This is a genomic window from Streptomyces sp. XD-27 (genome assembly GCF_030553055.1).
Classification (GTDB): domain Bacteria; phylum Actinomycetota; class Actinomycetes; order Streptomycetales; family Streptomycetaceae; genus Streptomyces.
In genome coordinates this window covers 7,098,498-7,120,509 of the sequence record NZ_CP130713.1, presented here as the reverse complement: position 1 = coordinate 7,120,509, position 22,012 = coordinate 7,098,498, and the positions used below count along the sequence as shown (strand labels likewise).

Sequence of the window (22,012 nt, the reverse complement as noted above, 5' to 3'; positions counted from 1 at the left end):
TGCCATGCGGGCCCGAACGGGCCGACGGGCTGGGCGGGCGAGGGTAGCGCGCCATTGCGCGCGCCGGGAAGAACCACCATGCTCTGACGGATAGTCAGTTCTGAAGTGAACAGCGTGTGTGCGGGAGGCGCCGGGACATGACGGTCACCCAGCGGCGGGGCCGCCGCATCATGATGACGCCCGAGGAACGGGACGGCTATCTCGCCGGCCGGCGCACCTGCCGGGTGGCCACGGTCGGCGCGGACGGGCGACCGCATGTCAGCGCCTTGTGGTTCGTCTGGGACGGCACCGCGCTGTGGCTGTACTCCCTGGTGCGCAGCCGCCGGTGGGCGCAGACGCTCCGGGACCCGCGGGTCGCCGTGATCGTGGACGACGGTGACGACTACGGCGAACTGCGCGGCGTGGAGTTCGGCGGCGCGGTCGAGGTCGTCGGGGAGGCGCCGCGCACGGGCGAGCCGTGCCCGGCGCTCGCCGCGCCGGAGCGGATGTTCACGGCGAAGTACTTCGGCCTGGATGCCATGCCGCACGACGGCCGGCACGGCTGGCTGCGGCTGGTGCCGGAGACGGAGACCTCCTGGGATTTCCGCAAGCTCCCGCGCGACTGAGGCACGCCGGGCGAGACGGAGGCACACCGGAACAGGGAGGCGGACAGGCACACCAGGGCACATCCCGCCACACGCGTCAGCCGCTCACGAGCCCATGGGCTCCGCCGCCGATATGCGCTCTCCTATGCCGCGCAGCGCGTCCACCGCCGCCCGGATGGACGGCCTGCGGTCGGCGTCCGCCCGCCAGATCGCGTAGATGTGGCGCCGCATGGTCTGGTGCCTAACGGGCACCACCCGCACCCCTTCCGGCACCGGCCCGCGCCCCAGCCGGGGCGCGACGGCGACACCCAGCCCGGCGGCGATCAGGGCCATCTGGGTCGGATGCTCCTCCGCAGTGTGGCCGATCCGCGGCTCGATGCCCTTGCCGCGCAGGGTGAACATCAGCCAGTCGTAGCAGAAGCCGTTCGGCCAGGCGATCCACTCGTCGTGGGCGAAGTCCTCCAGATCGACCTCGGCCCGGTCGGCGAGCGGGTGGTCCGCGGGCATGGCCACATCCGCCGGGTCGTCCAGCAGGGCCGCCTTGACCAGCCCGCCGGGCATGGGCAGCGGCTTGTTGTACCAGTCCAGGACGACGGCGAGGTCGAGGTCACCGCGCACCACCGCGGGCACGGAGGCGTCCGGCTCCCGCTCCATCAGCCGGGCGCGCAGCTGGGGGTGCTCGGCGCGCAGCACGGCCAGCGCGTCCGGCACCAGGCCGCGGGCGGCGGTGGGGAACGCGCCCAGCAGCAGTTCGCCGACGGCCTGCCCGCGCTGCGCCTCCAGATCGGACCAGGCCAGCTCGACCTGGGAGAGGATGCGGGAGGCATGGTCGGCGAGCAGCCGCCCGGCGTCGGTGAGCCGCACCCCCCGGCCGTTCTTGGCCAGCAGCTGCTGGCCCGTCTCACGCTCCAGCTTGGACAGCTGCTGGGAGACGGCGGAGGTCGTGACGTGCAGCCCCTCGGCGGCACCGCTCACGGAGCCGTGCCGGGCCACGGCGTGCAAGGTCCGTAGGCGATCCAGGTTCAACATGTAAGAAATACTACGCGAAAATGCGTACGAATTCTCGCTTGTTCTAAGAGGTTTCACCCATCAGAGTGATGGTCATGACCACCGCGACCGGCTCCCGCGGCACCTCAGCCGTCACCACCCCCTCCGCCGCCCCCTCAACCTCCCCCTCCTCTTCCGCCTCGCCCTCTTCCGCCCAGTCCCCCGCCACGCCGCCCGGCGGCCGCGGCCGCCTCGACTGGCGGATCCGCTTCGGCATCCTCGCCCTGGTGTGGGGCTTCAGCTTCCTGTTCATCAAGGTCGGCACCGACGCGTTCGCCCCGCTCTACGTCTCGCTGGGGCGGATGGCCTTCGGCACCGCCGTCCTGGTCGCGGTTCTGGTCTGGAAGCGCGAGCGGCTGCCGCGCAGCGGCCGCACCTGGGCGCATCTCATGGTCGCGGCCTTCTTCCTCAACGCCCTCCCGTTCTCCCTCTTCGCCTACGCCGAGCTGACCATCTCCTCGACGCTGGCGGGCATCTGCAACGCCACCTCGCCGCTGTGGGGCATGGTGCTGGCGGTGGTCGCGGCCTCCGACGACCGGCCGACCCGGCAGCGCGTGGCCGGGCTGGGGCTGGGGTTCGTCGGCGTACTGATCGTGCTCGGCGCGTGGGAGGGCTTCTCCGGCCAGGACCCGGCGGGCACCGTGATGGCGCTGGTCGCCTCGCTCAGCTATGCGGTCGGCTGGCAGTACGTGCGGCGCACCATCAGCGGCACCGGCGACTCGCACCTGGCGATGTCCGGCGCCCAGCTGCTGCTCGGCACCGCCCAGCTCGCCGTCGTCACCCCGCTGTTCGCCCCGGCGCCGGACTCCTTCCCCGTCCTGCCGGTGCTCGCCGTGGTGGCGCTGGGCGCACTGGGCACAGGCGTCGCGTTCCTGCTCCAGTACGCGATGGTCGCCGAGGTGGGCCCGACCACCGCGATGATGGTCACGTACTTCATCCCCGTCATCGCCACCGCCGCCGGGGTGGCCATCCTCGGCGAGCACCTGAGCTGGAACACGCCTGTCGGCGCGCTGGTCGTCCTCGCGGGCGCGGCCCTGACGCAGAGCCGGCCACGCGGCAGGTCGGCGGCGTAGCCATCACGGCCGTCCGCCTCAGTCAAGCCGCCCCCGCGGGGCGGAGCCGGTTGCCGACGCCATCGCGTCGGCAACCGGCTCGATGTCGTCCAGGGTCAGCGGGGACACGGTCAGCCGCACCCCCGGCGGCGAGGCCAGCCGGAAGCGGGTGCCGGGCGCGACCGCCCAACCTGCCCGCAGCATCCGGGCCACCGCGCCGGTCTCGTCGGGGACCGGCACCCATACGTTCATCCCGGTGCGGCCGTGCGCGGCCAGGCCCCGCGCCCGAAGGGCCCGTACCAGCGCGTCGCGTCGCGCGCCATAGGACCCGGAGACCGCCCGGGAGTCCAGCGCGCCGGTCCGCCACAGATACGCCACCGTGTCCTGGAGGAGATGGCTGACCCAGCCGGGCCCCAGCCGCTGCCGGCCGCGCACCCGGTCCACGGTGACCGCGTCCCCGGTGACCACGGCGAGCCGCAGATCCGGTCCGTACCCCTTGGCGGTGGCGCGGATCAGCACCCAGTGCTCGGTGGCGCCCGCGAGCGGGCACAGCGGCAGCTCCGTGATGCCGTGGAGGTGGTCGTCCTCGATCAGCAGCGTCCGCGGATGCGCGGCGAGCACCGGGCGCAGCTCCCTGGCGCGCGCCGGACTCACCGCCGCGCCGGTGGGGTTCTGGCCGCGGGTGGTGACCACCAGCGCCCGCGCGCCGTGCCGCAGCGCCTCCTCCACCGCTCCGGGCAGCGGCCCGTCGTCGTCGACGGCGACAGGGACGGCGCGCAGTCCCAGCGCCGGGACGAGGTCCAGGAGGCTGCCCCAGCCGGGGTCCTCGACCGCGACCGTGTCGCCGGGGCGCAGATGGGCCGCGAGCACCCGCTCGATCGCGTCGAGCGCTCCGGAGGTGACGGCCACCGGGCCGTCCGGCACCCCCTCGGCGTCGAAGGCGGCGCGGGCCAGCCCGGCCAGCTCGGGGGTGATGTCCGGGGCGCCGTACAGCGCGGGACATTCGGCATGCCGCGCGGCCGCGGCCGCGAGCGCGTCGCCCAGCGGCGGCAGCAGCGCGGGGTCCGGGTTGCCCGTGGCGATGTCGCGGCCCCCTTCCGGAGGCTCGACGCGGATCAGCTCGCGCCACGTACTGGCAGGCCGCTGCCGGACCCGGCTGCCCCGGCGGCCGGCCGTCTCGATGACCCCGCGGTCGCGCAGCGTGCGGTACGCGGCAGCGACGGTGTTGGGGTTGACTCCCAGATCGCCCGCCAACTCCCGCAGCGGCGGCAGCAGTTGACCGGGGGGCAGCTCACCGGAGCTGACCGCGCGCTCCACACTCGCCGCGATCTCGGCTGCGCGACGCCCTTCGATCCGATATTCTCCTAGCACGAACCACAGTATGCACTAGTGCAATGGAGTTGGCCAGTGACCGCATCGCCTCCGCCCGCCGCGCACGCGCCGTCGACTGCCGCGCACGAGTCCCCGGCCGGCGCGTACCAGCCGACCGACCGGACTGTCCCCACCCGGTCCAAGGACCGCGCCTCCTACGACCGCGAGCTGGTGCACGCGATACTCGACGCCGACTACGTCTGCCACCTCGGCTTCGTACGCGACGGCGCGCCCGTCGTCCTGCCCACGCTGTACGGCCGGATCGGCGAGCGCCTCTATCTGCACGGGTCCACCGGTTCCCGCCCGCTGCGCGCGGCCGGCCAGAGCGACGCGGGGCTGCCGGTGTGCGTGACCATCACCCATGTCGACGGGCTGGTGCTGGCGCGCTCCACGTTCCACCACTCCCTCAACTACCGGTCCGTGGTGGTGCACGGCACGGCCCGCCAGGTGACCGACGAGGCCGAGAAGCGCGCAGCACTCGACGCCCTGGTGGACCAGGTCGTACCGGGCCGGTCCGCCGACTCCCGGCCGGGCAACGCCAAAGAGCTGGCCGCCACCGCCGTCCTCCGGCTCGACCTGGACGAGGTGTCGGCCAAGCTGCGCACCGGCGGGCCGAACGACGAACCGGAAGACCTCGCCCTCCCCTACTGGAGCGGCGTGGTGCCGGTCGCCCGCCGTTACGGCGCGCCGGTCCCGTCCGACGACCTGGCCCCGGGCATCGCCGTGCCCGCGTACATCACGGAGCTCGGCTGACGCCCTTCGGGCCCTAGGCCGCAGCCGAGGCGCGCGAGGCCGTGGCCGAGCCGCGCGCCTCGGCCACGACCAGGGCCGCGACCGCGCCCAGGAGCACCGTGGTGCCCAGCGCGGTCGCCACGGTCAGGCGCTCGCCGAGCAGCGTCACCGCGATCACCGCGGCCGTGACCGGCTCGATGAGGGTGATGACGGTGACCGTCGTACCGCGTACGACCGCAAGGCCCGCGAAGTACAGGGCGTAGGCGAGCGCGGTGGGCACGGACGCGATGTAGATCAGCAGCGCCAGCGTGCGGCCGAGGTCGTGCGCATGAGGCCACAACCCCTCGGCGGCGGCGAGCGGCAGCAGGCCGACCGCGCAGACACCGAAGGACGTCAGTGTGGTGGTGTACGGGTCGGTCGCGCGGCCGGTCCGCTCCAGATGGCGGCCGTAGACGGTGACGGTGGAGTAACCGGCCGCGGACAGCAGCGCGAGGGCGACGCCCGCCGGCCGTACGGTGCCGGCGCCGTCGCTGCCCAGGACCAGGACCGCCAGTCCGGTGAGCGCGCCCGCGACCGCGAGCACACCGCCCGCGCCGAGCCGCTCTCCCAGGAACAGCCGCCCGCACAGGGCGACCATCACCGGCGCCGCGCCCAACGTGACGATGGTGCCGACCGCCAGACCGGTCGCCTCCACCGCGCCGAAGTAGGCGACCTGAAAGGCCATCAGCCCGAGTCCGGTGACCAGGATCCGTTCCGCACGGCGCAGCGGCGACTCGTACGGACGCGGGACGGTGGTGCGAGGGACGCTGGTGCGAGTGGCGGCGGTCCGGTGGGCGGCGCGGCGGACGGCGCGTGCGGCGAGCAGCAGGACGAGTCCGCCGACGATGCGCCAGAAGGTCAGCGCGACGGGGCCGAGGCCGCTGCCGCCGTAGAGCAGTGCGGCGGCCGCGCCGGCGGTGCCCCAGGCGGTCGCCGCGACGGTGACGTAGAGCAGGCCCCGGCCGACAGACAGGGCAGGGGTGAAGGAAGTAAGCACGAGTGTTCTCCCGCGGGAAGACATGAAGGTTCGCGTCATCCGTGTGCGGGCAGCGGCCGGGAACAGCGGTCGCTGAAGTGACGGTTCGCCGGAGCGCCGTCCGGGACCGGGATCACGTCACCGGGCTACTGGGGCCGGGCGACGGCGGTGGCTGCCCGCGTCAGACGGCGGGAGGCGGAAGAACGGTCATCGGCATGGTGATCACACTACCTCAGCGCTGTACGGGCTCTTCGGCCTTGTACGCGTCCGGTTCCGCCGCGGCGGCCGCGGAGGCGGCCACCGGCTCGGCCGGGGCGGCCTTCGGCGCCGAGGTCTGGGCGATGAACGCGCCGGCGAGCACCACCGCACCGCCGATGATCTGCGCCGTGCCCAGGTGTTCGCCGAGCAGCACCCAGGCGAGCACGGTGGCGATGACCGCCTCCAGGCAGGCGACGACCCCGGCGACCTGGGGCGAGAGCCGGCGGATGGAGAGCACGCCGGTGAGGTAGGCGACCACGGTCGCGACCAGGACCACCCAGGCGAGGAGCAGGATGGCGGGCACCCGCGCACCGTGCATGTCCGCGCGCCCGGCGAGCACCGACCAGTCGAGGTTCCACGGGGCGGCGACGGCGGTCAGCGCGACGGCGCCGATGAGCAGGCCGTACGCGATCACTCCCAGCGGGTCCGCCGCGTCCGAGGTGTCGCCGCCGTGGTCGGAGAGGACGAAGTAGCCGACCTGGCAGCAGGCGGCGCCCAGGGCGAGCGCCAGTCCCACGAGATCGAAGCTGAGCCCGCTCCAGACCTCGACGACACAGGCCAGACCGCCGACGGCGAGGACCACGCCCACGGCCGCGGCACGGGTCACCGGCCGCCGCTGGACGAAACGGACCCAGCCCAGGACGAGGGCGGGCGCGAGATATTCCACGAGGAGCGCGACGCCGACGGGGATGCGCGATATGGACGCGAAGTAGCAGGCCTGAACGCCCGCGACGGCCAGCAGGCCGAAGCCTGCGACCAGCGCCGGGCGGCGGACGGGGAGACGGCGGTGCCGCCAGGCGACGGGCAGCATCACCAGGGCGGCACCCACGACGCGCAGCCACGTCACGTGCAGCGGTTCCAGCCCAGCCTCGATCAGCGGCTTGGCCGCGACACCCGATCCACCGAACGCGAGCGCCGATGCCAGGGCGAGGCCCAGGCCGGTGCTCTTCCCCAGAGAGCCTTGCATCGGGCCATCATGCCAGGTCGGTACAGGAGCGTCACCCCGTTGACTGCTGGCAGGGGCCGCCCTCCAGGTGGGCGATCAGCAGAGCCGGGTCGATACCCGCCCGCGTGAGCACCTCGACGGCGCGGCACTCACGGTCGCACGCGAGCGCCGTGAGCAGGTCGAGCCCCTCGGCGCGGCCGGCGCCCCGGGCCCGGGCACGGCGCAGCGCGCGCTCCATGGCCAGGCCCGCGGCCGGCGACCAACCGGAGCAGCCGCCGTCCGAGGCGGCGCCCCGGCGGCGGTCGCCGATCCGCACCACCGGCACGGCGCCGGAGTCCTCGACCGTGCGGCTCCACTGGAGCCCGTAGCCGATGGTGCGCTGTACGAGATAGCCGAGGAGCCGCCCGACCTGGGGTCCGGTGAACGCGGCGCGCACCTGGGGATCGGATTCCAGCAGCCCGTGCAGCAGGTGTGCGGTGTCGGCCTGCCGGTCGCCGCCGCGTGCGGCACGTCGGCGCGCACCCGCCGCCACCGACACCAGCTCCGCACTGAGCCGGGGGTCCGGGCCGGTGCCGGCCGGACCGGCGCAGGGGAGGAACTTCGCACCCTCCCACCTCATCAGCTGCCTGGGCGCGGAGCATCCGCGCGGGGAGGCATATGCGTATCCCACCATGGTTGTGTCCTGATGACCGGCTTCTCCTCCTCAGGGAGGAGATGGGCGCACCGCAGGTGCGGGAATGCGGGATCAGCGCCGGGAGGCGGGCGGCGCCCAGTTTCGCACTGCCCGCCTCCCGGCGCCCGCCCCTCAGTGCTCCTCAGCGAGGATCAGGGGTTGCCCCTCAGTGCTCCTCGGCGAGGATCAGGTAGAGCTTCTTGCGGGCCTCGTTGATGACCGTGAGCCCCTTCTGCCGCTGCTCGGGGGTGCCGGTCTTCCAGACCTGCGCGAACGCCTCCATCAGGCCGAACCCGGCCTGTCGGATCTCCTGGGCGGCCTCCCAGTCGACGCCGCGCCCGGCCTCCTCCCACGGGGCCTGCGACCCCGCCTCGGCCTCCGCCCGCCCGGCGTCGGTGAGGGCGAAGAGCTTCTTGCCGCCCTCGCTCTCGCTGCCGATCAGACCTTCGTCCTCAAGGAGTTGCAGGGTCGGGTAGACCGAACCCGGGCTGGGCTTCCACGCCCCGCCGCTGCGCTCGGCGATCTCCTGGATCATCTCGTAGCCGTGCATGGGACGGTCGCGCAGCAGCGCGAGGATCGAGGCGCGCACGTCGCCGCGCCGCGCCCGGCCGCGCGACCCACCCCGGCCGCGACCTCCGTACGGCGGCCCCCCGAAGGGCGGCCCGAACGCCCCGAAGGCCGCCCGGCGCCCTTCGTACTCCCCCGGCCTTCGCGGCCCGGTCGGCAGCGTCCCCGGCCATGCCCGTGTTCGTGTCGACGCTCATCGGAACGCATCATTACGCTCCTTCCATCGTTGATCGGTCACGATGCTTCGACGATATATCGGAACCGATCGCATGACAATCCCCTGGCGGAGAGTCGGGTTGTCCTTTGTCATCCAATCGAGTCGTTTGACATCGAACCCAGCCATTTCGACTTCTCTGACAGTGAATCTAGTCGTGAGGGGTGAGCAGGCTGGGGGTGTCGGATGTCGGTATCGGCTGAGGCGGACGGGGTCGTGCCGTACGTCGAGGTGTCGTGCGTGGAGGGCAGGCGCGAGCGTCGACGACGTCCGCTGTTGGACTGTGTATCGGTCAGGTTCGAGGACGCTCGTCCGGTACGGCCGTTTCGGTGGCCGCCGGGTGGGCGCCATTTCCCGGGCTGGTACTGGGCGGCGACGACTCGGCAGCACGTCGGCTTCGAGTCGTGGCTGGAGCGGGACCGTCTCGTTCTCATGGACTTCGACCCCGCCGTGGTGGGGATCGCCTCCCAGCCGTTCTGGCTGCACTGGCACGACGGGACGCGTGAGCGTCGGCATGCCCCGGACTTCTTCGTGCGCCGCGCGGATGGCTCGGCCGTGGTCGTCGATGTCCGCGCCGACGATTGGATCGCGCCGCGCGATGCCGCAGCGTTCGAAGTGACGCGCAGAGCCTGTACCGAGGCTGGGTGGGGCTTCGAGCGGGTAGGGACGCCGGAGGCGGTGTTGCTGGCGAACGTGCGGTGGCTGTCGCTCTACCGTCACCCCCACTGCCGACAGCGTCCGGTCGCGGTCCGGTTGATGGAGGTCTTCTCGCAACCGGGACCGCTGTTGTCCGGGGCCGATAGGTCGGCGACCGGCTCGCGACGCTGCCTGTGTTGTTCCATCTGCTGTGGCGACAGGAGTTGTCCGCCGAGGGGTTGGCGGTCGAGCTGCTGGGGCCGCGCACGGTCGTGCACCTGACCGACGGGGGTGCCTGATGAAGGAGGAAGAGCGGCGGGTTCCGCCGACTGCCCGAATCGCAGAGTTCCCCAAGAAGGCCGCTGACCAGGCCCGTTGGTGGGAGAGCCACATCCTGGAGGTGCTGCACGGTTTGCCGCCGGATGCTCCCCAGGGGGCGGTGCCGCGACCGGAATTCGATCCTAGGCTGCACTCGCTGGCCGAACGCGAGCGGGCCAAGGCGGCCGAGCTGACGGCAGCGGGCCATCGGATGACGGCCAGTGGCGTCAAGCAGCGGCGCCATCGCTATCGCCGCGACGGGCTGGTCGGGCTGGCCGACGGCCGGTCGGCCAAGCAGCTGCCTCCCTTCGGCCGGATCGCCCCGGCGGTGGTCGAAGCGATGCGGCAGGCGATCGATGAGACGGCAGATGCCTCCTCGAGGACGATCGGATTCATCATCTGGCGGACGAAACAGATCGTTGCGTCCCACGAGGACGGCGACGGCATCGAGCTGCCTACGGATCGCACGCTCTACCGGCTGTTCGACAAGCTGGCCGTCGGGACGCACGCGACCGGCTCGGCAACCACGCGCCGCTCGGTGCATGCGCGTCCGGCCGGGCCGTTCGGTGAGGTGCCGGCCGTCGCGCCGGGCGAGTTGATGCAGATCGACTCCAGTCCGCTGGATGTGCTGGTGCGGCTGGACGACGGCATCGCGGAGAAAGTCGAGTTGACCGCGCTGGTCGATATCGCGTCCAGGTCGATCACTGCGGCGGTGCTGCACGTATCCCGGATCTGGGTACGCGACCGACGCGGCGACAGGGACCGGTGGATCACTGTGTTCTGGCGGCACCTGCACCGCGTCGGCGTCCCCTTCGGCGAAATGGCCTGGGCCCACGCCCACCAGCAGGCCCCGAGGAATGTGGGCGAGGCGCAGATCGCGGATGTGGCGGTCGGCCTGCTTCAACGCGCTCACGACGGCCCCCGAGACGAGCAGGACGCTCCGGCCAAACGGTCTCAGCGTGATCGCCGGATCGCCGCCCGCACCCGGGCGACCGCCCCGAGCCGGGAGGACCCTGACCCACCGCCGGCCGACAGTGAACCTGCGGATGAGGACACAGACACCTCGACAGCCAAAGTCATCCCGCTGGGCCTGTTCGACCCGCTCGCCAACCCCTGGAGGCGCCCGTGACCCTCTCCAAGCCAGCAGCCCGGCGCACCGTGTTGCGGGAGGCCGATGCCGCGGCCGGCCGATAGCTGAACACCCTTACCGGATGGCTCAGGTTCATCGACGGGCCACCCGCGCCCCCGACCCTGTCGGCCCGGAGCATTTGGCAGCGAGTGCCGGCGTCCGAGCGGGACCTCTACGACGAAGACCGCCTGGACCATCACGCCCGCATGCTCACGATCGCTACCTCGTTCGTCGAGAAGGCGGCGATCTGCGGCCGCCGACTCGTCCTGCTCAACCGGCACGCGATCAGCGCCCGCCGCGGGTTGATCGTTTCCGGGCCGGCAGGCACCGGAAAAACCATCGCCATCACCCAGTTGGGGCGCTCCCACGAACTCCTTGACCAGGCCCGGCACCCCCACGTCACAGACCGCATCCCGGTCGTCTACGTCACTCTCCCGCCTGCCGCGACCGCCCGCATGATCGCGACCGAGTTCGCGCGCTTCCTGGGCCTGCCGGTGCGGGCCCGCTCGAACTTGACCGACATCATCGAGGCCGTGGTCGGCGTCTGCACCGACACCCGCACCGGTCTGGTGCTGGTCGACGAGCTCCACAACATCTCGCTCACCAGCCGCCACGGCGCCGAAGTCGCCGACACTCTCAAGTACTTCTCCGAGCGCCTGCCCGCCACCTTCGTCTATGCCGGCATCGACATCGCCGAATCCGGATTGCTGTCCGGGACACGCGGCGCCCAGATCTTCGGGCGCTTCACCCTGATCCCCTCCCGCCCCTTCCCCTACAACAGCGAATGGAAGGGCCTGGTCGCCAGCATGGAGGACACCCTGCGGCTGCACGAGCACCGCCCGGGCACGCTCACGGACCTGGACCGCTTCCTGCACGACCACACCGGCGGCATGATCGGATCGCTCTCCCACGCCATCTGCGGAGCCGCGATCGACGCCATCCTCACCGGCACCGAGAAGATCACCAAGACGAGCCTCCAGAACATTCCGCTCGACCACACCGCCCACACCACGGCGTCGCTGGCCACGAAGACCGCAACGTCCCGATGAACAGTGAACTGCCGCCCCGGTTTGCGCCACTACCGGTCCGGCTCCGCCCCTGCCTCGGAGAATCCTCCGACTCGTACATCCGGCGCCTGGCGCGCGCCAACCATCTCAAGCCCAGCTTCTTGCACTGCTACCTCTCCGGCCCACCCCAGTGGTTCGCCAGGCCGCTCCTCGAACACCTCGCCGCAGTCGCCGGCCACTCACCCGAGGCACTCGAGCGCGCCCTTGCTGACGCCAGCGCCCTGGGCGGGGCCAACAGGCCACGCCGCCGCCTGCCCAGGAAGAATCCCTTCACCCGGCGCCAGGACCTGGCCCACCGCATCGCCCAGGACGCCCTGAAGGGCACACAAATCCGCACGCTGGCAAAACGCTACAACCTCCGCTGCTGGGACATCCGCTTCGCCCTGGAGACCCCACGCCCGACCACCACAGAGACGGGGCAGCTGGCCGACCCCATCACAGGCGAACTCGCCGACCTGATCGAGAACATGATCAGCAGAAAGTTGAACAAGAGGCGGATATGGATCGAGCTCATGGACCACCACGACTACCTGGTCAAATACCACAGCATCCGCCACTACATCGACTACACGCGACCCCGTCATGGCGGACAGCCACAAGCGGGCGGGACCCCGACCAACGAATGAACGGTCAACCTCCCCCTTGATCGAACCCAGTCGCCCCAGGTCAGCGCACTGCACCCGACTAACTGATCTATTCAGCCGTCGGTTTCGGACGTCTCCCGAGGATGGGTGGGGTAGATCTTGCGCCAGTGCTGGGCGGAGCGGACCAGGTCGTCGATGACGTGGAGGAGAAACTGGCTCGTGTTCTCCAGTCGGGCGCCGGCGGGGGTGGTGGTGCCGAGTTTCTGGGCTGCGATCTTGCAAACCTCGGCGATCTGAGTCTGGGCGCGCGCGCTGGCCACGATGGACTGGAACGCCACGTCGTCGTCGATGGCGTAGCGTTCCGCGCGGCTGTGGGGGTCGCGTTCGCGTTTGATGAGTGCCTGATTTTCCAGGTAGCCGACGGCCTTGGAAATGGAGGCGGGGCTGACGTGCAGGCGTCGCACGAGTTCCGCGGAGGTGAGGCTGCCGCTGTCGGTGGTGAACAGCGCGGCGAGCACCCGGGCCATCATCTGTGGGAGCCCGGCCTGAATCATCAGTTCCACGCTCTGCGCGTCCACCTCGTCCACGAGCCGTGGATCGCGCCCGGGGTCGGCCCTTCCTGGTGACGGTGTCGGCGCAGTGGTCCTGCGCTGGCGCCCGTGTCGTGTGCTGGCCCGGTGTGCCGCCTCGGCGTGATAGTCGCGTGGCCCGCCGTTGCGCATCACTTCGCGGGTGACGGTGGAGGTCGGCCGCCCGATGCGGCGGCCGATGGCGGCGTAGGTCAGCTCCTCGCGCAGTCCCGCGGCGATCTGCTGTCGGTCCTGGACGGTGAGTCTGTCACCAGGCATCGGGTGTCCTCCGCTGTCGGCGTCGAGGCCAGCTTAATGCAACGCAACGCTATTGCATTAGTCGGCATGAGGCATGCAACGATTTGGTCGACTTGACCTGCATCTATGCCGTTGCTTCACACGGATATGATTGACGCTCTTATGTATGCAACGTAACTTTCGCTGGGCTGTAAAGGCGCTTATGTGGCGCCGGACCTCACCAGCGGGAGTGAAACCCATGACTACCGATCTCGGTCAATCCGCGATCGCGGCGACTGCGGTACGCAAGGCGTACCGGGACCACGTCGTGCTCGACGGCATCGACATCCATATCCCCGCGGGGTCTGTCTTCGCGTTGCTCGGACCGAACGGCGCCGGCAAGACCACCGTGGTGCAGATCCTGTCCACGCTCATCCGCGCCGACGCCGGCGACATGCGGGTCGCCGGCCACGACGTGGCCCGGGATCCGGACTCGGTCCGTGCCGCGATCGGCGTCACCGGCCAGTTCTCCGCGGTGGACAGCTTCCTCACCGGCGAGGAGAACCTGCTGTTGATGGCCGACCTGAACCGCCTGCCCCGCAGGGAACGGCGGCAGCGTGCCGCGGACCTACTGGCGCGGTTCGATCTGGTGGACGCGGCCCGGAAGCCTGCGGCGACGTACTCCGGCGGGATGCGCCGCCGCCTGGACCTCGCGATGACGCTGGTTGGCCAACCCCGCGTGATCTTCCTCGACGAGCCGACCACCGGGCTGGACCCGCGCAGCAGGCGGACCATGTGGGAGATCATCCGCAGACTGGTGACCGACGAGGGCGTCACGATCTTCCTCACCACCCAGTACCTCGAGGAGGCCGACCAACTCGCCGACCGGATCGCGGTGCTGCACCAGGGGAAACTGGTCGCGGAGGGCTCGCCGGAGGAGCTCAAACGACAGGTCGGCGGAGGCCACATCACCCTGCGGTTCGCCGACCCACGCGGTTACGACCACGCGGCCCGGACGCTGGACGTGGTGTCCCGCAACGATGAGGCATGCACCCTGCAGATCCCCAGCCAAGGCGATGCCCGGTCATTGCGCGCCCTGCTGGACTGGCTCGACCACGCCGCGCTCACCGTGGACGAACTGCAGGTCCACACCCCCGATCTCGATGACGTCTTCTTCGCGCTGACAGGCAACCCGGTCACGGAACAGGAGCCCGCCCGATGAGTGCCGTTTCCAGCAGCATTTCCCATGCCTTTGCCGATTCGTCGACCATGTTGCGTCGCCAGTTGCGGCACATGCTTCGTTATCCGACGCTCATCCTGACCGCCGCCGGGGTTCCGGTGGTCTTCCTGCTGCTGTTCGTCTACGTTCTCGGCGGCATCCTCGGCACCGGCCTTGGCGGACCGTCGGGCGGCCGCGACGCCTACGTGAACTACGTCGTCCCCGGCGTCATCCTGATGACTGTGGCGACCGCGGCCCAGGGCACGGCGATCTCGGTAGCCATCGACATGACCGAGGGCATCGTCGCCCGGTTCCGCACCATGGCCATCGCCCGGGTCTCGGTGCTCACCGGTCATGTGCTGGGCAGCCTGATCCAGACCCTGCTGAGCATCGCTGCCGTCATCGGCGTCGCGCTGCTGGTGGGATTCGAGCCGACGGCGGACTTCGGCGAATGGCTCGGCGCGGTCGGCGTGCTCGTGATGATCATCCTCGCGCTCACCTGGCTGTCGGTCGCACTGGCCATGGTCGCCAAGAGCGTCGCCACCGCGAGCAACATGCTGACGCCGCTGATGATCCTGCCCATGATGGGCAGCGGGTTCGTCCCCACCGACTCGATGCCCGGAGGGCTGAAGTGGTTCGCCGATTACCAGCCGTTCACCCCGTTCATCGAAACCCTGCGCGGGCTGTTGATGGGCACCCCGATCGACAACAGCACAATCCTGACCACCGGTTGGTGCGCCCTGATCGCTCTGGGCGGCTACCTATGGGCCAAGAAGCTCTACAATCGCGAGCCCACCAAGTGAGTGTCTTCGTCGCGTCAGCCCGTGAACTGCACGAACACCTCGGCATGCCCACCGACGAGGCGACCGTCAACATCACCCGCAGCCGCCTCGGACGGCCAAGGCTTCCTCACCCAACCCGGACGAGGCCGCTACCAGAATCGGACTTAGCGTCCTCCCAGTCTCAACGCTCATGCTCTGGGACCTATCGGCAGCTGCGAGGCGCCGACCGTCAGCCTGTGACCGTTTTATAGCTACATCATCCTAAATGTCACATTGACATCCAACCCAGTCACCCCTGGCCAGCGCACTGCACACGACTAACTTCGCTGTCAAAGGACACCGGAGCCAGGTGCCTGCGGGAGTGGGAGGCGGTCTTGCTCGGAGCGGCGTTGGCCCGCCTGGCTCGCCTTGTTCGTTACGGCGTGTTCGTGAAGGAGCGGCGGTAGGAGCGGGGCGGCACTCCCCGGCGGCGCACGAAGTGTTCGCGCAGGACGGCCGCGCTTGCGTATCCGACGCGGCGAGCGATCTCCTCGACCGGCAGGTCCGTGGCCTCCAGGAGCTCCTCGGCGCTGCTCAGACGCAGGCTCCGCAGCCAGGCGTGGGGGGTGGTGCCGGTCGCGGCGGTGAAGCGGCGGGCGAAGGAGCGTTTGCTCATCAAGGCACGCCGGGCCAGTTCCGCGACGGGAAGCGGCTCGTGGAGGTTCTCGCGGGCCCACGCGAGTACCTCGGCGAGACGCTCGTCGCGGCAGTCTTCGGGGACGGGGGCGGCCAGGTACTGCGCCTGCCCGCCGTCGCGGTGGGAGGGCAGCACCACGTCCCGGGCAACAGCGTTGGCCATCGCGGCTCCGTACTCCCGCCTCAGCAGGTGCAGGCAGAGATCGAAGCCCGCGGCGGCTCCCGCGCCCGTGATGATGCGTCCTTCGTCGATGTAGAGGGCATCGGGTTCGACGGTGACGTCGGGGTGGCGGCGGGCGAGCAGTTCGGCGAACCGCCAGTGGGTGGTGGCCCGCCGACCGTCGAGCAGTCCGGCGGCGGCGAGCGCGAAAGCGCCGACGCAGTGGGCCGCGACCAGTGAGCCGCGCTCGTGTGCGGCCGACAGCGCATCGAGCACGGCGGGAGCGGGCGGTGTGCGGAAGCCGGCCCACGGCAGGGCGATCACCAGATCGGCGGAGGCGAGTCGGTCCAGGCCGTGCGTGATGGTGAGCGGCACGCCGAGGTCAGTGGGGACCGGCCCGGGCCGGTCGGTGCACAGGGTGAAGTCGAAGCCGGGGAGTGTCTCGCCGTGCGGGCCGAAGACCTCGGTGACGATGCCGACGGCGAGCATGCCGACTCCGGGCGGGGTGTACGCGGCGACGGTCACGAAAGGAGGCACACGTGCAGTGTGGCACTAATCCTGCGATCAGCGGCAGATATGCCACTCGTGAACGATCAGCCTGCCCGGAAGGATTGAGGCCATGACAGACGCACCGCTCGGCCGCAGCGCCGTGTACACGATCCTGACCACCGGATACGTCGGCTCCACCGGCCCCGGAGTCGCCGCCACCGTCTCCTACGTATCCGACGCCGGCCGGCATGTGATCTTCGACCCGGGCATGGTGGCGAGTCGCGACCGTATCCTCGCCCCGCTCGAGGAGTTGGGGCTCGGCCCCGACGACATCACCGACGTGGTGCTCAGCCACCACCACCCGGACAACACCATGAACGTGGGCCTGTTCCCACGGGCCCGGGTGCACGACCACAAGGTGGAGTACCTCGGCGATCAGTGGAGGAACCGGGATGCGGAGGGTTACGAACTCACTCCGTCGCTACGGCTGATCCGCACCCCGGGCCACAGCGCCGAGGACATCACACTGCTGGCGGGCACGGACTCGGGCGTGGTCGCCTTCGCCGGTGACCTGTGGTGGCACGCGGACGGCCCGGCGGACGACCCGGTAGCCCCCGACCGTGAGGTGCTGCGCGCCTCCCGGCTCCGGGTGCTGACCGCCGCGGACCTGATCGTGCCCGGCCACGGCGGCCCGTTCAGGGCCGACGACACCACGCCACGCTAGCCGCTCTGTCCGGTGTGGGCTGCGGAATTCCGTCCGGTCAAGGTTCACTGCCACAGGACACGGGTGTCGGTGCCGTCTTCTAGAGTCGCCCGCGTGACCGAACCCGAGCCCTCCTACCTCGCCGCGGTCCGGGAGTCGTACGACACCGTCGCCGCCGCCTACGCGAAACTCGTCAAGTCCCCGGCGCAGTTGGATCCGCTGTCACGCGCGATGCTGGCCGCGTTCGCCGAAGCCGTGCGGACGGCCGACCGCGGACCGGTCGCGGACCTGGGCTGCGGCCCCGGCCACGTCACGGCGTATCTGGCAGACCTGGGGGTGCCGGCGTTCGGCGTCGATCTGTCCCCGAAGATGATCGAGCTCGCCCGGCAGGCCTATCCGAGCCTGCGCTTCACGGTGGGGTCGATGACCGCGCCGGCGATCCGGGACAACGAGCTCGGCGGCATCCTGGCCTACTACTCCACCCACCACACGCCACCGGAGCTGCTGCCGGTCGTGTTCGCCGCATTCCATCGCACACTGGCCCCCGGCGGTCATCTGATGCTGGCCGGCCACGTGGGAGACGGCGAGCGTCTGCGTCCGACGCGGGCGTATGGCGGCCACCCGGTGTCCTACGAGTCCCACCTGCTGCCGGCGGATCGGATCGCCGAGCTGTTGGACCGGGCCGGACTCGCCGTCACCGCGCGACTCACCGAGGAGCCTGACGAGGGAGCGACGAGGACGATCGCCACCTTCCTCGCCCGGAAACCCGAGCGACCGTGAGGACGAGCTCAGCCCTCGATCAGGCCGTGGGCAGCCAGGCCACGTGGCCGGCCAGCAGCGCGTACCCGACGAAGGCGACGATGTCGATCAGCGCGTGCGCGGCGACCAGCGGCCCCACCCGCCCCCACCGGCGGTAGAGCAGCACGAAGATCACGCCCATCGCCAGGTTGCCGAAGAACCCGCCGATGCCCTGGTAGAGGTGGTACGAGCCGCGCAGCAGCGAGCTGGCCGCGAGGGCCGCCATCGGGGTCCAGCCCAACTGGCCGAGCCGGCGCAGCAGGTACCCGACGACGATCACCTCCTCCAGCACCGCGTTCTGCACGGCGGAGGCGATCAGCACCGGGATCTTCCACCAGACGTCCGGCAGGTTCTCGGGCACCACGGTGAGGTTGCCGCCCGCGGCCCGGGCCCCGAGGTAGAGCAGCAGTCCGGCGCCGCCGATGCCCGCCGCGAGCGCGGCGCCCCACCCCAGGTCGAACCGGGGGCGACGCAGGTCGAAGCCGATCGTGCGCAGCCCCGCGCCCTCACGCAGCAGCAGATGGGCGACGAGCAGCACGGGGACCAGCGCGGTGGTGATGCCGAAGAGCTGCCAGGCCAGGTCCAGCCAGGGGCGGCCGGGGGCCTCGGAGGCGTTGAGGGTGGCGGCCTGGTCCTTGAGGCCGCCCGATGCGGTCACCGAGCCGACGAAGCTGATCAGTGCGGACACCGCGCTCGCGCCGACCGACAGCGCCAGGACGAGCAGCAGCTCGGTGCGGCGCAGCCGCCGCCCGGCCTGACCACCGTCTCCGGGCGCGGAGACCGCCGCGTCGCGTGCCTGTGCCTGCACTCCCTGCCTCCCACTTCCGCCGTCCCCAGGAGGTCCTAGCTTGCCGTACGGGCCGGCGCAGCACGAACGTGGGACGGCGGGCGTCGCGCCAGGAGACGCGGCGGGCGTCGCGCCAGGAGAGGCGGCGGGTGCCGCGTCAGCGGGGCGGAGTAGGGCGGAGTGGGGCGGGAGCCTATTCGGCGAGGTCGACCGGCCAGGCGTGCACGGGCTCGCCGCTGCCTGCCAGTGCGCAGTACCGGCTGGTCATCGCCGCGAGGGCGGCCTCCCGGTCGAGCCCGCGCTCGCGGGCCAGCCGGTAGGCCGCCACCTGCCAGGACGCTCCGTTGACGCGCCTGCGGCAGCGCTCCTCGATGATGCCGAGGTAGCGATCCCGGTCCGCGGGCTCCACACCCCAGGCGTCCAGCCCGGCCGCGGCCAGCGGCAGCAGCTCGTCCCGTACCAGCGTCACGGCGGGGATCCGGACCGTGGCGAGGGAGCGGCCGGACCGGGGCCACTGCAGCACGGCGTCGATGCCGTGGCGGCACGCGGCGTCGAAGTTCTCCTCGGCGGCGGCGAAGGGCAGCCGGGTCCACACCGGGCGGGGCTCCTCCGCGAGCGCCCGCACCAGACCGTAGTAGAAGGCGGCGTTGGCGATGACGTCGGCGACGGTGGGGCCGGCGGGCAGGACGCGGTTCTCCACCCTGAGGTGCGGTACGCCGTCCGCGACCGCGTAGACCGGGCGGTTCCAGCGGTAGATCGTGCCGTTCTGCAGCACCAGCTCGTGCAGCTGCGGTATCCCGCCGTCCTCCAGGACCCGCAGCGGGTCCTCTTCGTCCGCGGCCGCCAGCAGCGGCGGAAAGTACCGGAGGTTCTCCTCGAACAGCTCGCGCACGTCGGTGATCCAGCGTTCGCCGAACCAGTTGCGCGGGCGTACGCCCTGAGCCGCCAGCTCCGGCTGCCGGACATCGGTGGACTGGAGGAACAGCGGCGGGCGGGACTCGCGCCAGACCTCACGGCCGAACAGGAACGGCGAGTTCGCCCCCGTCGCGATCTGGGCGCCGGCCACCGCCTGCGCGGCGTTCCACACGGCGGCGAAGCGCCCCGGCGTCACCTGGAGATGTAACTGGACGGACGTGCAGGCCGCCTCGGGCGCTATCGAGCCCGAGGTGTAGGTGAACCGCTCCACGCCCTTGACGTCGATGTGGAAGTCCTCGCCGCGGGCGGCCAGCATGTGCGCGTCGAGAAGCTTGTAGCGGTCGTCGCCGGAGAGGTTGGCGGCGCCCAGATCCGCGGCCGCCAGGGTCGGCAGAATACCGATCATCACGACCCGGGAGGTCACTTCCCTGGCCTTGCGATCGGCATAGGACAGGCCGGTGCGGAGCTCTTCCTCCAATTGGTCGAAGACCCTTCCGCTCAACCGGTGCGGAACGACGTTGACCTCCAGGTTGAACTGCCCGAGTTCGGTCTGGAAATCGGGGCTGGCGATACGCTCCAGAACCTGTGCGTTCAACATCCGGGGCATACCGTCGGACCCCGCGAGATTCAACTCGATCTCCAGCCCCATGAGATTCCGCGGGCGGTCGAATCGCCGCTCTTCCATCAACCGCGACAGCCCCTCCAGACACGCCTGGAGATTCCTGCGCTGCCGCCGCCGGTCGGCCAGGCCGAACCCGTTGGCCACGACCTTCTCGCCCATCGAAGCGACCTCCTCGCGCCGGCAGTCCGCGGCACCAGCCGCTGAGTCACGGTCGATGATGCCCAGGCAATGTGATCGATAACGCCACGCGAGCGGCATGCGGCCGGTAGGCTCTGCACTGCGGCACGCACGACACCCCGGCGCGCATGGCGAAATGCCCTGAATCGGCAGTTATGTTCTGGTGAAAAACGCCGACGAGAACCGGCCTACCGCATTGACGGGAAAGGCCGAGGTCAGGTGAGCCCAGAAGGAACACATTCGGCCAAATCGTCGCGCCAGGCGGACCGGAAATCCCCTTGCTGACATTTTCGGCAACGGCTAGCCGGAACTCCAAGGGAACACGTGTCGTATAAACTTGCCGAACGCGGCAGAGAGTTGACGTCCGGTATTCGGCCCCGGACCGCCTCTGACCGCTCGGCTCACGGTGCCCGTCCGCACCCGACCCATCGCGCACCACCGCGTCTTCGCACCACCACGTCTTTCGAACCACCGTGTCTCCGAAGTGAGAGGCGACCCATCATGCCGCTGCATGCCCTCCCGGCTCCCGCGCCCGCCCTGCGCAGCGTCCTCACGGCCCTCGGTTCCCCCAGCGCCGTCCGCGAGGCCCGCACCACCGCCGCACTGCGCTCGCTGTCCGGCCCCTTCACCCCCGAACAGCCACTGCCCGTCCATGTCCTGGAGGGCGTCACCGAACCCGGCACCCCGCCGACCACCAGGCTGACCGGCTGGCGCTTCCTGATCCGGCACGGCGACCGCGCCGTCGCCGTGGCCGAGGCCATGCTCACCGCGGACGGCTGGGCCTTCTCCCGCTTCTCCGAGGGCCCCTACGTACGCTCCACCGAACAGGCCCTGCTCCAGGCCGAGTCGCTGCCCGACCCGTACCAGCCGCGCCTGCTGTCCGTACCGGAGCTGTACATGCTCACGCTCTGGCTGCACGGCGACCCGGCCGCGGACGCCGCCACGGGCCGGCCCGCCCCCGGCGATCTGCTGGTGCCGCTCGCGCCCGCCCCGCCCGGGATCGCCGCGCACCGCCCCCACCGGGTCGCCGATCTGCTGCCGGTCCTCACGGTGCGGATGCCTCCCGGCCCGCTGCTGGGATCGCCCGCCTGAGGCACGGCCGGGAGCAGCGCCCCGCGACCCCGTGGTCGCGGGGCGCTCGCCACGCCGGCGTACGCCCCCCTCCATACGGGCTAGTCCACTCCGGCCATACAGAACCCCCGAAGAGACCGCCCGGTTCCGGTGAACCGTCCGCACGAGTGACACGTCCCCTTGGAGTGAGTACCGCTGCCGCGAAATCCCTGCGGAATGACTCCCGTGGGGCAAGACTGGGACCCAATAGCCGACCGACAACGGGGGGGCGGCCATGAACGCCGCATCGAGCCGCAGGACCTTCACCACACCGCAGCGAAAGAACCCTTCCATGTGCCAGCACCAGCCGCCGTGCCCGTCAGCCGACTCCGCCGACCGGGAGGCCGCACACCTCGTGGCGCAACACCCGGAGCAGGGATGGAGCCTGCTGTGCAACGGTGTCCTGCTCTTCGAGGACACCGGTGAGCTGCTGCCGGACGGGCAGGTCATCGCCCCGCACCGGCCGCTGGGCAGTGAGCACGTCATGACCGCCGCCTGATCCACTGCGCCGTCACAGCGCGAAGGGCCGGCTCGGCGTCAACCGCCGCACCGGCCCCCACGCATGAGCGCGTCGGG

The 22,012-nt window shown here is 71.0% G+C and carries 21 protein-coding genes and 2 pseudogenes; 13 read left to right on the top strand and 10 right to left on the bottom strand.

The window, feature by feature from the left end:
- Window positions 1–137 precede the first annotated feature (137 nt).
- Window positions 138–605, top strand: a complete 468-nt coding sequence (locus Q3Y56_RS31155; RefSeq protein ID WP_304465076.1) for a pyridoxamine 5'-phosphate oxidase family protein — start codon at window positions 138–140, stop codon at window positions 603–605.
- Window positions 606–689: 84 nt separating this feature from the next.
- On the opposite strand, the gene Q3Y56_RS31150 is transcribed toward Q3Y56_RS31155, so the two are convergent.
- Entirely contained in the window at window positions 690–1,613 is a 924-nt protein-coding gene (locus Q3Y56_RS31150) for a LysR family transcriptional regulator (protein WP_304465075.1), read from the bottom strand.
- 74 nt (window positions 1,614–1,687) lie between these two features.
- Here Q3Y56_RS31150 and Q3Y56_RS31145 point away from each other — a divergent pair, with 74 nt between their 5' ends.
- Window positions 1,688–2,704, top strand: a complete 1,017-nt coding sequence (locus tag Q3Y56_RS31145; RefSeq protein ID WP_304465074.1) for a DMT family transporter — start codon at window positions 1,688–1,690, stop codon at window positions 2,702–2,704.
- Window positions 2,705–2,722: 18 nt separating this feature from the next.
- Here Q3Y56_RS31145 and Q3Y56_RS31140 read toward each other — a convergent pair whose 3' ends face one another.
- Window positions 2,723–4,054 carry an aminotransferase class I/II-fold pyridoxal phosphate-dependent enzyme gene (locus Q3Y56_RS31140; RefSeq protein WP_304465073.1) on the bottom strand — a complete coding sequence of 444 codons (1,332 nt, stop codon included), beginning with the start codon at window positions 4,052–4,054 and terminating at the stop codon, window positions 2,723–2,725.
- A gap of 36 nt (window positions 4,055–4,090) precedes the next feature.
- Between Q3Y56_RS31140 and Q3Y56_RS31135 the strand changes: the two genes are divergently transcribed.
- The gene (locus Q3Y56_RS31135) at window positions 4,091–4,807 is read left to right on the top strand and encodes a pyridoxamine 5'-phosphate oxidase family protein (RefSeq protein WP_304465072.1); all 717 of its coding nucleotides are present in this window, start codon (window positions 4,091–4,093) and stop codon (window positions 4,805–4,807) included.
- 13 nt (window positions 4,808–4,820) lie between these two features.
- On the opposite strand, the gene Q3Y56_RS31130 is transcribed toward Q3Y56_RS31135, so the two are convergent.
- From Q3Y56_RS31130 to Q3Y56_RS31115, 4 genes and pseudogenes are all read right to left on the bottom strand, one after another.
- Entirely contained in the window at window positions 4,821–5,822 is a 1,002-nt protein-coding gene (locus tag Q3Y56_RS31130) for a DMT family transporter (protein ID WP_304465071.1), read from the bottom strand.
- 211 nt (window positions 5,823–6,033) lie between these two features.
- Complete coding sequence (locus Q3Y56_RS31125; protein ID WP_304465070.1) at window positions 6,034–7,026, bottom strand: DMT family transporter; 993 nt, start codon at window positions 7,024–7,026, stop codon at window positions 6,034–6,036.
- Window positions 7,027–7,057: 31 nt separating this feature from the next.
- The gene (locus Q3Y56_RS31120; RefSeq protein WP_304465884.1) at window positions 7,058–7,624 is read right to left on the bottom strand and encodes a peptidase; all 567 of its coding nucleotides are present in this window, start codon (window positions 7,622–7,624) and stop codon (window positions 7,058–7,060) included.
- Between the two features lie 220 nt (window positions 7,625–7,844).
- A pseudogene (locus Q3Y56_RS31115) lies at window positions 7,845–8,452 on the bottom strand (PadR family transcriptional regulator).
- Between the two features lie 193 nt (window positions 8,453–8,645).
- On the opposite strand from Q3Y56_RS31115, the pseudogene Q3Y56_RS31110 reads away from it, so the two are divergent.
- The 4 genes and pseudogenes from Q3Y56_RS31110 to Q3Y56_RS31095 all read left to right on the top strand — a co-directional run bounded on the left by Q3Y56_RS31110 (window position 8,646) and on the right by Q3Y56_RS31095 (window position 12,235).
- A pseudogene (locus Q3Y56_RS31110) lies at window positions 8,646–9,394 on the top strand (TnsA-like heteromeric transposase endonuclease subunit).
- The gene (locus tag Q3Y56_RS31105) at window positions 9,394–10,542 is read left to right on the top strand and encodes a hypothetical protein (RefSeq protein WP_304465069.1); all 1,149 of its coding nucleotides are present in this window, start codon (window positions 9,394–9,396) and stop codon (window positions 10,540–10,542) included. The pseudogene Q3Y56_RS31110 and the gene Q3Y56_RS31105 overlap by 1 nt, the downstream one beginning before the upstream one ends.
- A 65-nt stretch (window positions 10,543–10,607) precedes the next feature.
- Entirely contained in the window at window positions 10,608–11,591 is a 984-nt protein-coding gene (locus Q3Y56_RS31100; protein WP_304465883.1) for an ATP-binding protein, read from the top strand.
- Complete coding sequence (locus tag Q3Y56_RS31095; RefSeq protein ID WP_304465068.1) at window positions 11,588–12,235, top strand: TniQ family protein; 648 nt, start codon at window positions 11,588–11,590, stop codon at window positions 12,233–12,235. Before Q3Y56_RS31100 ends, Q3Y56_RS31095 begins: the two co-directional genes overlap by 4 nt.
- Before the next feature lie 71 nt (window positions 12,236–12,306).
- Here Q3Y56_RS31095 and Q3Y56_RS31090 read toward each other — a convergent pair whose 3' ends face one another.
- Complete coding sequence (locus Q3Y56_RS31090) at window positions 12,307–13,041, bottom strand: helix-turn-helix domain-containing protein (protein WP_304465067.1); 735 nt, start codon at window positions 13,039–13,041, stop codon at window positions 12,307–12,309.
- A 217-nt stretch (window positions 13,042–13,258) separates the two neighbouring features.
- On the opposite strand from Q3Y56_RS31090, the gene Q3Y56_RS31085 reads away from it, so the two are divergent.
- Window positions 13,259–14,221, top strand: a complete 963-nt coding sequence (locus tag Q3Y56_RS31085) for an ATP-binding cassette domain-containing protein (protein ID WP_304465066.1) — start codon at window positions 13,259–13,261, stop codon at window positions 14,219–14,221.
- Window positions 14,218–15,021, top strand: coding sequence for an ABC transporter permease (locus Q3Y56_RS31080; protein WP_304465065.1), 804 nt, complete (start codon window positions 14,218–14,220; stop codon window positions 15,019–15,021). The genes Q3Y56_RS31085 and Q3Y56_RS31080 overlap by 4 nt, the downstream gene beginning before the upstream one ends.
- 394 nt (window positions 15,022–15,415) lie before the next feature.
- Here the strand turns inward: Q3Y56_RS31080 and Q3Y56_RS31075 are convergent, their stop codons facing one another.
- Window positions 15,416–16,324: a GlxA family transcriptional regulator gene (locus Q3Y56_RS31075; protein WP_304465882.1), complete on the bottom strand. Its 909-nt coding sequence runs from the start codon at window positions 16,322–16,324 to the stop codon at window positions 15,416–15,418.
- A gap of 130 nt (window positions 16,325–16,454) precedes the next feature.
- Between Q3Y56_RS31075 and Q3Y56_RS31070 the strand changes: the two genes are divergently transcribed.
- Complete coding sequence (locus Q3Y56_RS31070; RefSeq protein WP_304465064.1) at window positions 16,455–17,048, top strand: MBL fold metallo-hydrolase; 594 nt, start codon at window positions 16,455–16,457, stop codon at window positions 17,046–17,048.
- A 93-nt stretch (window positions 17,049–17,141) separates the two neighbouring features.
- Window positions 17,142–17,807, top strand: coding sequence for a class I SAM-dependent methyltransferase (locus Q3Y56_RS31065; RefSeq protein WP_304465063.1), 666 nt, complete (start codon window positions 17,142–17,144; stop codon window positions 17,805–17,807).
- Window positions 17,808–17,826: 19 nt separating this feature from the next.
- Here the strand turns inward: Q3Y56_RS31065 and Q3Y56_RS31060 are convergent, their stop codons facing one another.
- Together Q3Y56_RS31060 and Q3Y56_RS31055 are read right to left on the bottom strand one after the other, a co-directional pair.
- Complete coding sequence (locus Q3Y56_RS31060; protein WP_304465062.1) at window positions 17,827–18,633, bottom strand: CPBP family intramembrane glutamic endopeptidase; 807 nt, start codon at window positions 18,631–18,633, stop codon at window positions 17,827–17,829.
- A 172-nt stretch (window positions 18,634–18,805) separates the two neighbouring features.
- Window positions 18,806–20,308 (bottom strand): glutamate--cysteine ligase, encoded by a 1,503-nt coding sequence (locus Q3Y56_RS31055; RefSeq protein ID WP_304465061.1) that lies wholly within the window; start codon window positions 20,306–20,308, stop codon window positions 18,806–18,808.
- A gap of 519 nt (window positions 20,309–20,827) precedes the next feature.
- Between Q3Y56_RS31055 and Q3Y56_RS31050 the strand changes: the two genes are divergently transcribed.
- Window positions 20,828–21,418: a hypothetical protein gene (locus Q3Y56_RS31050; RefSeq protein ID WP_304465060.1), complete on the top strand. Its 591-nt coding sequence runs from the start codon at window positions 20,828–20,830 to the stop codon at window positions 21,416–21,418.
- 310 nt (window positions 21,419–21,728) lie between these two features.
- A complete protein-coding gene (locus Q3Y56_RS31045; RefSeq protein WP_304465059.1) occupies window positions 21,729–21,935 on the top strand; it encodes a DUF5999 family protein in 207 nt (68 codons plus the stop codon).
- Window positions 21,936–22,012 lie beyond the last annotated feature (77 nt).